This window comes from Mesorhizobium sp. M4A.F.Ca.ET.090.04.2.1 (assembly GCF_003999085.1).
Classification (GTDB): Bacteria; Pseudomonadota; Alphaproteobacteria; order Rhizobiales; family Rhizobiaceae; genus Mesorhizobium.
Map to the genome: position 1 here is coordinate 1 of NZ_RZOT01001040.1, position 390 is coordinate 390.

A 390-nucleotide genomic window follows, 5' to 3' on the forward strand; every position below is an offset into this window, starting at 1 on the left:
GTGCAGGACAGACATAGGGCCGGATGGCGTGATGGTGAGAGTTACAAGTGTGGCGGGATTTCTGTCGGCGGGCTGTGAATGGACTCGCTGATCAACGCCGCCGGCCGCGCGCTGGCCGCGGGGGATCCGCTCGGCGCCCTGAAGCGCGTCGCGCTGCGCCAGGACCCGGCCGCGCTGGCGCTGCGCGGCATCGCCATGGCGCAGCTCGGCGACTTCGCCAAGGCAAAGACGCTGCTGAAGAGCGCGGCCCGTGCCTTCAGCCCCAGGGAGGCGGTGGCGCGCGCCCGCTGCGTCGTCGCCGAGGCCGAAATCGCGCTGGTGTCGCGCGATCTTGGTTGGCCGGAAAAGGCGCTGCGGGCGGCGCGCGCGACGCTTCACGCGCACGGCGAC

The 390-nt window shown here is 72.1% G+C and carries 1 pseudogene; it reads left to right on the forward strand.

Annotation, left to right across the window (positions count from 1 at the left end):
• Positions 1 to 78: 78 nt before the first annotated feature.
• Positions 79 to 390: pseudogene (locus tag EN781_RS33935) on the forward strand (helix-turn-helix domain-containing protein); the annotation flags it as partial.